This window comes from Tistrella mobilis, assembly GCF_041468085.1.
Classification (GTDB): Bacteria; Pseudomonadota; Alphaproteobacteria; order Tistrellales; family Tistrellaceae; genus Tistrella; species Tistrella mobilis_A.
Map to the genome: position 1 here is coordinate 4,908,027 of NZ_CP121017.1, position 8,660 is coordinate 4,916,686.

Annotated in this window: 10 protein-coding genes; 5 read left to right on the forward strand and 5 right to left on the reverse strand. The window is 68.2% G+C overall.

Annotation, left to right across the window (positions count from 1 at the left end; translation table 11 throughout):
- Window positions 1-52 precede the first annotated feature (52 nt).
- The 5 genes from P7L68_RS27760 to P7L68_RS27780 all read right to left on the reverse strand — a co-directional run bounded on the left by P7L68_RS27760 (window position 53) and on the right by P7L68_RS27780 (window position 4,859).
- The gene (locus P7L68_RS27760) at window positions 53-508 is read right to left on the reverse strand and encodes an Rrf2 family transcriptional regulator (RefSeq protein ID WP_372006988.1); all 456 of its coding nucleotides are present in this window, start codon (window positions 506-508) and stop codon (window positions 53-55) included.
- Window positions 509-600: 92 nt separating this feature from the next.
- Window positions 601-1,059 (reverse strand): dUTP diphosphatase, encoded by a 459-nt coding sequence (dut, locus tag P7L68_RS27765; protein ID WP_372003283.1) that lies wholly within the window; start codon window positions 1,057-1,059, stop codon window positions 601-603.
- Window positions 1,059-2,333, reverse strand: a complete 1,275-nt coding sequence (gene coaBC, locus P7L68_RS27770; RefSeq protein ID WP_372003286.1) for a bifunctional phosphopantothenoylcysteine decarboxylase/phosphopantothenate--cysteine ligase CoaBC — start codon at window positions 2,331-2,333, stop codon at window positions 1,059-1,061. Before coaBC ends, dut begins: the two co-directional genes overlap by 1 nt.
- A 171-nt stretch (window positions 2,334-2,504) precedes the next feature.
- Window positions 2,505-4,019 carry a 2-polyprenylphenol 6-hydroxylase gene (gene ubiB / locus P7L68_RS27775; protein WP_372003289.1) on the reverse strand — a complete coding sequence of 505 codons (1,515 nt, stop codon included), beginning with the start codon at window positions 4,017-4,019 and terminating at the stop codon, window positions 2,505-2,507.
- Window positions 4,020-4,046: 27 nt separating this feature from the next.
- Window positions 4,047-4,859 (reverse strand): class I SAM-dependent methyltransferase, encoded by an 813-nt coding sequence (locus P7L68_RS27780; RefSeq protein ID WP_372003292.1) that lies wholly within the window; start codon window positions 4,857-4,859, stop codon window positions 4,047-4,049.
- Between the two features lie 79 nt (window positions 4,860-4,938).
- Here P7L68_RS27780 and mutM point away from each other — a divergent pair, with 79 nt between their 5' ends.
- From mutM to P7L68_RS27805, 5 genes are all read left to right on the forward strand, one after another.
- A complete protein-coding gene (gene mutM / locus P7L68_RS27785; RefSeq protein ID WP_372003295.1) occupies window positions 4,939-5,802 on the forward strand; it encodes a bifunctional DNA-formamidopyrimidine glycosylase/DNA-(apurinic or apyrimidinic site) lyase in 864 nt (287 codons plus the stop codon).
- Complete coding sequence (locus P7L68_RS27790; RefSeq protein ID WP_372003298.1) at window positions 5,799-6,221, forward strand: hypothetical protein; 423 nt, start codon at window positions 5,799-5,801, stop codon at window positions 6,219-6,221. Before mutM ends, P7L68_RS27790 begins: the two co-directional genes overlap by 4 nt.
- A 148-nt stretch (window positions 6,222-6,369) precedes the next feature.
- Window positions 6,370-7,143 carry an enoyl-CoA hydratase gene (locus tag P7L68_RS27795; RefSeq protein WP_372003301.1) on the forward strand — a complete coding sequence of 258 codons (774 nt, stop codon included), beginning with the start codon at window positions 6,370-6,372 and terminating at the stop codon, window positions 7,141-7,143.
- Between the two features lie 203 nt (window positions 7,144-7,346).
- Window positions 7,347-7,616, forward strand: coding sequence for a 30S ribosomal protein S20 (gene rpsT, locus P7L68_RS27800; protein ID WP_014747079.1), 270 nt, complete (start codon window positions 7,347-7,349; stop codon window positions 7,614-7,616).
- Between the two features lie 549 nt (window positions 7,617-8,165).
- Window positions 8,166-8,636 carry a rhodanese-like domain-containing protein gene (locus P7L68_RS27805; protein WP_372003304.1) on the forward strand — a complete coding sequence of 157 codons (471 nt, stop codon included), beginning with the start codon at window positions 8,166-8,168 and terminating at the stop codon, window positions 8,634-8,636.
- The last annotated feature ends 24 nt before the right edge of the window (window positions 8,637-8,660 follow it).

The window sequence follows — 8,660 nt, forward strand, 5'->3', positions numbered from 1 at the left end:
GTCGACTGCGCTCCTTCTTGGGGGCGGCCGCGGGGCAGGGGCGGCCGTCGCCTCAGATCGAGAAATCCATGCGGGTCATGGCTTCGCTGCGGATGCCCTGTTCCACTGCGCGCTGACAGAGATCGGCGATGGTGATGCCGTCCAGGCGTTCCATCAGCTCGTCCTGGATATCCTGCCAGACCGGGCGGACGACCTTGTGGCCCAGATCGGATCCTGCCGGATCGGCCATGGGGTCGTCGGCCTTCTCCATGGCGCGTACCACGCGGGCGATGTCGCCGATCGTGATCTTGCGTCGTTCGCGTGCCAGCCTGTAGCCGCCACGGGGGCCGCGCACGCCTTCCAGGATCTCGGCATGCACCAGCTGCTGCATGACCTGTTCGAGATACCGCTGCGGGATGCCCTGACGGCGGGTGATCTCCTTGCTCTGGACCGGCTCGGCACCGCCGTTGTGGGCGATGTCGACCACGGCTTCCAGCGCGAACAGCAGTTTCTTCGACAGCCTGAGCATGGGCGTTTCCGTTTCGATCCTGTTCATGAACCCGGGTCTGTCCGGGACCTCCGGCCCCTTGTGGCCGTTCCGCGGTGGCCCGGGTTTCTGTCTCAGTGCCCGGTGGAGCCGAAGCCGCCGGCGCCGCGGATGGTATCGTCCAGCGCTTCGACTTCGACCAGACGGGTGGCGGTGACCGGGGCGATCACCAGCTGCGCGATCCGCATGCCGCGGGTGATCTCGACCGGCGCATCGCCCAGATTGACCAGCAGGACCTTCAGCTCACCGCGGTAATCGGCATCGATGGTGCCGGGGGCGTTGAGCACGGTGACGCCCTGGGAGAAGGCCAGGCCCGAGCGCGGCCGTACCTGCCCTTCGTAGCCTTCCGGGATCGCCATGGTGAGGCCGGTCGGGACCAGGGCCCGCCCCCCGGGGGCCAGCATGATCGGCGCGTCTGCCGGCACGGCGGCAGGCAGATCGAGCCCGGCGGCACCGGCGGTCTTCATCTCGGGGAGCGGCAGGTCGCGGCCGTGATCGAGGCGGACGACCCCGATCCGGAGGTGGCGGTCCATCAGACGGGATCCTTGGTGGTGCGCGTGGTGAAATGATCGGCGATGCGGCGGGCCAGCCGGTCCGCCACCGCCTGTTTGGTCATGGCGGGCCAACTTTCGGTGCCGTCGGCATCGATCAGGTGGACGGCGTTGTCGTCACCACCGAAGGTGCCGGTACCGGTGGAGACGTCATTGGCGACGATCCAGTCGCAGCCCTTGCGCGCCCGTTTGGCCCGGGCATGGTCCAGTACCTGTTCGGTCTCGGCGGCGAAGCCCACCACCAGGGTCGGGCGCGAGGGGCCGGAACCGGAGATGATGCGCAGGATGTCGGGGTTTTCGATCAGCCGGATGTCGGGCGGCAGCGCACCGCCCGGCTGCTTCTTCAGCTTCTGCCCGGCTTCGATCGCCGGCCGCCAGTCGGCGACGGCGGCGGCACAGACGGCGATATCGGCGGGAAGGGCTGTCTCGACCGCCGCCAGCATCTCGCGGGCGCTTTCGATATGGATGGTGTCGACACCCGCAGGATCGGCCAGACGGGTGGGGCCGGTGACAAGGGTTACCCGACAGCCGAGGGCGGCAAGCGCCGTGGCGATGGCATGGCCCTGCTTGCCGGAAGAGCGGTTGGCGATGTAGCGCACCGGGTCGATCGGTTCATGCGTCGGGCCGCTGGTGACGACCGCATGCCGGCCGGAGAGGGGGCCGGGGGCGTCGATCAGCACCGTCTCCGGCCCGGTCAGGGCAGGGCGGCCGTCCTCGGCAAGGGCCGCGCGGATGGCCTCTACGATCGCCGCCGGTTCGGCCATCCGACCGGGACCGAACTCGCCACAGGCCATCTCGCCCTCGTCGGGGCCGACCATCAGCACGCCGTCACGTCCGAGTTGGTTCAGATTGCGCTGGGTTGCCGGGTGGAACCACATCCGGACATTCATCGCCGGCGCCACCAGCACCCGCTTGTCGGTGGCAAGCAGCAGGGTGGTTGCCAGATCGTCGGAGATGCCGGCTGCCATCTTCGCCAGGATGTCGGCGGTGGCGGGGGCCACGACCACCAGATCGGCGGCACGCGACAGCTGGATATGGCCGATTTCGGTCTCGTCCTTCAGCGAGAAAAGGTCGGTATGAACCTCCTCACCCGACAGCACGGCGAGCGACATGGGCGTCACGAATTCGCCGGCCGCACGGGTCATCACGACCTTCACCCCGGCGCCCGCCTTGCGCAGCAGCCGGATGAGTTCGAGCGCCTTATAGGCGGCGATGCCGCCGGTGACGATCAGCAGGATGCGCTTGCCGGTGAGCACCGGACCCTCCGCTTGGGATCCGACGGCTGGCGGGGGCCGTCATGTGGAACCTGCGCAATTGCGCAAGGCGTGGTGTGGTTAAACTAGGCGCCCTGGCGTCGCCGTGCAAGAGACAAGGCGAACGGGCGTTTTTCCCCGGTGATTTTGCGGATGGGGCGCGCCCTTGCCCGCTCAGCCCAGGATGAGCCAGAGCAGGGCCACCACCAAGCCGCCGCCGATCGCCGCGGAGAGCCGGCTGCCGCTCATGATCACCGGGCGGGGCCGCTCGGGATCGCTCAGGGTTTCCAGCCGATCCAGGATCCGGGGCAGACGCTGCGCCAGATGCATCATCTCGCGTGCAGCCGTCTCGGCGCGGGCGCGCGGCCCCAGATTGGCGGTCATCCACTCGCGGATCAGCGGCTCCGCCAGCACCCACATATTGGCGCCGGGATCGAGCAGCCGGGCCATGCCTTCCGCCTGGACCATGGTCTTCTGGAGCAGCAGCAGCTGGGGCTGGGTCTCCATCTGGAAGGTGGTCGTGACCTGGAAGAGCTGGGCGAGCAGCCGGCCGATCGAGATCTCGTTCTGAGGCTTGCCCAGGATCGGCTCGGCGATCGAGCGGGCGGCCTGGGCGAAGAGCGGCCGCGACTGATCGGGGGGCACGAAGCCGGCGGCGAAATGCACGTCGGCCACCGCGTCGTAATCGCGGGTGAGGAAGGCGCGCAGCATCTCGGCCAGATAGAGGCGGGACTGGCGGTCCAGCCGGCCCATGATGCCGAAATCGACCACGGCGATGCGGCCGTCGGGCAGGATGAACAGATTGCCCGGATGCATGTCACCGTGGAAGAAGCCGTCGCGGAACACCTGCAGGAAGAAGACCCGCGCGGCATTGGCCATGATCTCGCGACCGTCGAGCCCGGCGGCTTCCAGGGCTGCGGTGTCGTCGGCGCGCACGCCGCCGGTGATCCGCTCCAGCGTCATCACCCGGGCGGCGGTGCGCATCCAGTCGATCTCGGGCACCATGAAGCCGGCGTCGCCCTCGAAATTCTCGCGCAGCTCCTGTCCGGCCGCGGCCTCCATCCGCAGGTCGGTTTCGATCGCCACCACTTCCGAGAGGGTACGGACCACCTCGACCGGCTTCAGCCGCCGGCTGCCGGGCAGCATGCGTTCCAGCCAGCGGGCGATCCAGGCGAACAAAGCAAGGTCGGTGGCAAGCGCCCTCTCGACGCCCGGGCGCAGCACCTTGACTGCAACCTCGCGGCCGTCGGTGGTCTCGGCGAAATGGACCTGGGCGACAGAAGCGGCCGCCACCGGCACATCGTCGAATCGCGAGAAAAGATCGCTGATCGGCCGCTCGAAAGACTGTTCGATGATCCGCCGGGCATCCGCTCCCGGGAAGGGGGGCAGCCGGTCCTGCAGCCGGGCCAGATCACGCGCCACCGTCTCGCCGATCAGATCGGCGCGGATCGACAGTACCTGGCCGAGCTTCACGAAACTGGGGCCGAGGGCGGTGAGCGCCCGGGCCAGCCTTTCGCCTTCCGCCAGCTCGCGCAGGTCACGCCGGGTCAGCCGCCGGGCGGTCCGGCCCGCGAAGCCTGCCGCCGGATGCTGGGTTGCCAGCTGTTCCAGCGGAAAGAGCGCGCCGTGACGGGCGAGGACATAGCCGATGCGCGAAAGCCGCAGCAGGTGGCGCAGGGTCGAGAACATGGGGGTCCGATCGGGAGGGGCGGGCGCTCAGACGTTCCAGGCCGAGTGCAGGGCAGCGATGCCGCCCGACAGCAGCCGCACCTTGACCTGGCGGAAGCCGGCGTCCGCGATCATCCCGGCGAAGCGGTCGGCGCTCGGGAATTTGCGGATGCTTTCGGCGAGGTAACGATAGCTCGCGGCATCGCGCGCGACCACCCGGCCCACCTGCGGCAGCACCTTGAAGGAATAGAGATCGTAGAGCCGGTCGAGCACCGGGGCCTGCACCTGAGAGAATTCCAGGCACATGAACCGGCCGCCGGGTTTCAGCACCCGCCTCGCCTCGGCGAGTGCTGCAGGAATGTCGGCGACGTTCCGGATTCCGAAGGCAATGGTGTAGACATCGACCGAGGCCGATCTGACCGGCAGCAGTTCGGCATTTCCGGCGACCCAGTCGATGCCGTCCAGGATGCCGCGATCGACCGCGCGGTCGCGGCCGACATCGAGCATCGCAGGGGTGAGGTCGCAGACCGTCACCCGGGCCGGCGGCAGATTGGCGGCGGCCGAACCGGCATTGCGGCGGGCACGGTCGACGAAGCGGAAGGCGATATCGCCGGTGCCGCCGGCGACGTCCAGCAGGTGCTGACCGGGCCGCGGCGCCAGCCAGTCCATCATTGCGTCCTTCCACAGCCGGTGGACACCGCCGCTCAACAGATCGTTCATCAGGTCGTAGCGCCGGGCGACGCTGTCGAACACCCCGCGCACCATGCGGCGCTTTTCGCCGACCGTCGTGGTGGTGAACCCGAAATCGGCAGGGCGCTCGTCGCCGGCATGCCGGCCGGCGGGCTCGTCGATCACTGACATCGCTCGTCCTCGGAACCTTCGGGTACGGGTGCGCGAGGGAACATAGCGCGGGCCGGGGCATTGCGCTACCCTCGCCCCCATGCCAGAGCTGCCCGAAGTCGAAACCGTGCTCAGGGGCATCGCCCCCAGGATGATCGGACGCCGCCTCGTCGAAGTCGAGGCGCGGCGCCCGGATCTGCGTCGCCCGCTGCCCGCCGGTTTCGTGCAGCGGCTGACAGGCCGTGCCGTGATCGCGGCGGATCGTCGCGCCAAGTATCTGCGCCTGCATCTGGAGGGGGGCGAGACGCTGATCGTCCATCTGGGGATGTCCGGCCGGCTGGTGATCGAGGATGCGCCGCCGCCGGTCGCGTTCCATCACGGCCCGTCGACGGCCGTGGCGGATGCGCCCCATACCCATGTCGTCTTCCGCCTGGACGACGGCACCCGGATTCTGTTTGCCGATCCGCGCCGGTTCGGGCTGATGGACATCGCCGCCACCGACGATCTGGACGCCCATGACCTCTTCGCTCATCTGGGGCCGGAGCCGCTCGGTAACGGTTTTTCGGGCCCCTATCTCGCCCGAGTCTTCGAGGGGCGGCGGGCGCCCGTGAAGGCATTGCTGCTGGATCAGCGCGTGGTCGTGGGGGTGGGCAACATCTATGCGAGCGAGAGCCTGTTCGAAGCCGGCATCCACCCGGCCCGCAGTGCCGGAACCCTGTCGGCCGATGATTGCGACCGGCTGGCGGCGGCGGTCCGCGCGACGCTCGACCGGGCGATCACGGCCGGAGGGTCCACACTCAGGGATTTCGTCGGCGCCTCGGGCGAACTCGGCTACTTCCAGCACAGTTTCCGGGTCTACGACCGGGCCGGCGCCCCCTGTTCGCGGGAGGGCTGCGGCGGTACCATAGAGCGTGCCGTTCAGTCGAACCGCGCCACCTATTTCTGTTCCCGGTGTCAGGCATGACCGTTTTCCGGACCATGATCGTCCTTGCGGCGCTCGCGATCGCCGGCCCCATGACCGCCGGTCTCAGCCCCGTTGAGGCCGCCGACACAGAATTTCTGGGGCAGGTGGAAGATCTGCCACTGGCTCCGGGCCTCGCCGAGGACGCGGGGGGCTTTACGTTTGACAAGCCCGACGGGCGTATCGTAGAGGCTTACGCAGTTGGTCGTGTGACCGGTGCGCAGGTGATGCGCTTCTACCGCGACGCCCTGCCCCAACTGGGCTGGCGCGAGGTCGGGGGTGCTGCCGCTGCATCCGGTGCCGGTATCGCCGCCTTCACCCGCGGCACCGAGCGCCTGACGATCGACACGGCCGAGCAGTCCTCCGGCCGTCTGGTCGTGCATTTCGTGCTGGCACCTGCAGAGGGTGCTGCGCGCCCCTGACAGCCAGGCTCCCGCCCCTGCCGGGAGGCCGCCGGGCGTCGGAACGTCAGTCTTCATCGACCGGCTTCGGGACCAGGCAGGCGGCGAAGGATCCCGCATCCGCCGCCCCGGTGAAGCCGGCGCGGGATCGCGGAGGGAGCAGACCCACATGTCCTACAAGAACATCCTGGTCGACACGCGCGGCGCCGTCGGGCTTATCCAGCTCAACCGGCCCAAGGCGCTGAACGCGCTCTGCGCCGAACTGATCGAGGAGCTGAATGCGGCGCTCGACGCCTATGAGGCGGATCCCGCGATCGGCGCAATCGTGCTGACCGGCAGCGAAAAGGCTTTTGCAGCCGGTGCCGACATCAAGGAGATGCTGCCCAAGTCCTTCCAGGACGTCTACATGGAGGACTTCATCTCGCGCTGGGAGCGGGTGACCCGCTGTAAGAAGCCGGTGATCGCGGCGGTCTCCGGTTATGCGCTCGGCGGCGGCTGCGAGCTCGCGATGATGTGCGATTTCATCCTGGCGGCCGAGAATGCGAAGTTCGGCCAGCCCGAGATCAATCTCGGCACCATTCCGGGATCGGGCGGCACCCAGCGCCTCACCCGTTTCGTCGGCAAGTCCAAGGCCATGGAAATGTGCCTGACCGGCCGGATGATGGATGCCGAGGAAGCCGAGCGTGCGGGGCTGGTCAGCCGGATCGTGCCGGTGGCCGAGCTGCTCGACGAGGCGCTGAAGGTCGCCCAGGCCATTGCCGCAAAGTCGTTGCCTTCGGTGATGATGGCCAAGGAGGCGGTCAATGCCGCCTATGAGACCACGCTGACCCAGGGCGTGCGCTTCGAGCGCCGCCTGTTCCATTCGAGCTTTGCGCTTGAGGATCGCCGCGAAGGCATGACCGCCTTCTCGGAGAAGCGCGAGCCCCAGTTCAAAAACCGCTGACCCGCTGACCAGATCTCGCCGGCCAGCTACGACACGGCACCGTGTCGGCGGGAATCGCAGTGGTTGCACGGCAACGGCCGTCGGCGTTCCGGACGGAGCGCTTTCGGCTTTGCCGATAACGTCTTGACTCAATCGTGGACCGCACCTATCGTCCGCGGCCTGAGTTTCCCTTTGTCCCGAACGTATCCGAAGGGCCGACCCTGATGGCCAATCATGTCTCCGCCGAGAAGCGTATCCGTCGCAACGCGCGCCGGGCCGAAATCAACGGCGCTCGTATCAGCCGCATCCGCACCTTCGTGAAGAAGGTGGAAAAGGCCCTTGCTCTGGGCGACAAGGATGCCGCCGTCGCCGCTTTCGCCGTCGCCGAGCCGGAACTGCGTCGCGGCGTGAACAAGGGCGTGCTGCACGGCAACACCGCCTCGCGCAAGATCTCGCGCCTCAGCGCGCGCGTGAAGGCGCTGTCGCAGGCCTGAGCCCGCGGCGGTCCGATGCCGGATGATGGCTGGAATCCGGGGCTCCGGAACCTTCGGCCGTGATTCTTCGCATATGATCGCAGGCAGCCCGACAAGCTTCGACGCACGGTATGCGATACCCGCATACCGTGCGTCGTTGTGTCGGGGTAATGCGTTGCGTCAAAAGATCGCGTTCGCATTTCGGACCCGTTGCCAGCCGCACGGCCCGGGGCTAGTCTAGGCCCCATCGAATGCAGGTCCGTCCCCACAGCGGCCGAGCGTACCGGAGGTTCCGGACCGGATGCCTGATCAGGCAGCTGATCCACTGGACCCGAGGTGTGCCCGCCGGCGGTTCCGACCGACCTGTTTCCCAAGCCTTTCGAAGAGCGGATGTGGACGTCGCGTCGTTCGATGCATGAACATCGAATGATGACGCAGAGGCTTTGTCCGCAGGGGGCCCCAGGGCCTGACCGTGCGGATCCCGTGGCCCCGGGCCATGCGCGTGTCCTTTGTCTGTCGCGTCCCCCATCCCTTCGTCCTGATCTGCCAGAGGAGCCACGAGGCGACGCCATGGCCAGCACCGACGACATCCGCCGCAACGCATCGGCCCGTACGGGCGCCCAGGCCGGCTATGCCGGCGACGTCACGCCCGAAGAGGCGTGGGCTTTTCTGGAGCAGCAGCCCGACGCGGTTCTGGTCGACGTGCGCACCCGCGAGGAATGGATGTTCGTGGGCCTGCCGCTGCTCCAGCCCCTGGGCAAAGAGCCGCAGCTGATTTCGTGGCAGGTCTGGCCGCAGATGGCGCCCAATCGCGACTTCACCAATGCGCTGGCCGAGGCCGGTGTCGGCCGCGAGCAGCCGGTGCTGTTCTTGTGCCGCAGTGGCGCTCGCTCGCGGGCTGCGGCCATCGCGGCCACGGCTGCCGGGTATGAAACGGCGTTCAACGTTGCAGGCGGGTTCGAGGGGGATGTCGGCCCCGACGGGCACCGCGGTACGGTCAACGGCTGGAAGGCGGCGGGGCTGCCCTGGTTCCAGAACTGACCCGACCGCCCGTCACCGCCGTGT

Excerpts from the sequence above, each read along its gene's own strand:
- dut (WP_372003283.1), bottom strand. The coding sequence starts at position 1,059 with ATGGACCGCCACCTCCGGATCGGGGTCGTCCGCCTCGATCACGGCCGC.
- P7L68_RS27795 (WP_372003301.1), top strand. The coding sequence starts at position 6,370 with ATGTCCTACAAGAACATCCTGGTCGACACGCGCGGCGCCGTCGGGCTT.
- ubiB (WP_372003289.1), bottom strand. The coding sequence starts at position 4,019 with ATGTTCTCGACCCTGCGCCACCTGCTGCGGCTTTCGCGCATCGGCTAT.
- P7L68_RS27805 (WP_372003304.1), top strand. The coding sequence starts at position 8,166 with ATGGCCAGCACCGACGACATCCGCCGCAACGCATCGGCCCGTACGGGC.
- mutM (WP_372003295.1), top strand. The coding sequence starts at position 4,939 with ATGCCAGAGCTGCCCGAAGTCGAAACCGTGCTCAGGGGCATCGCCCCC.
- rpsT (WP_014747079.1), top strand. The coding sequence starts at position 7,347 with ATGGCCAATCATGTCTCCGCCGAGAAGCGTATCCGTCGCAACGCGCGC.
- P7L68_RS27790 (WP_372003298.1), top strand. The coding sequence starts at position 5,799 with ATGACCGTTTTCCGGACCATGATCGTCCTTGCGGCGCTCGCGATCGCC.
- P7L68_RS27780 (WP_372003292.1), bottom strand. The coding sequence starts at position 4,859 with ATGTCAGTGATCGACGAGCCCGCCGGCCGGCATGCCGGCGACGAGCGC.
- P7L68_RS27760 (WP_372006988.1), bottom strand. The coding sequence starts at position 508 with ATGCTCAGGCTGTCGAAGAAACTGCTGTTCGCGCTGGAAGCCGTGGTC.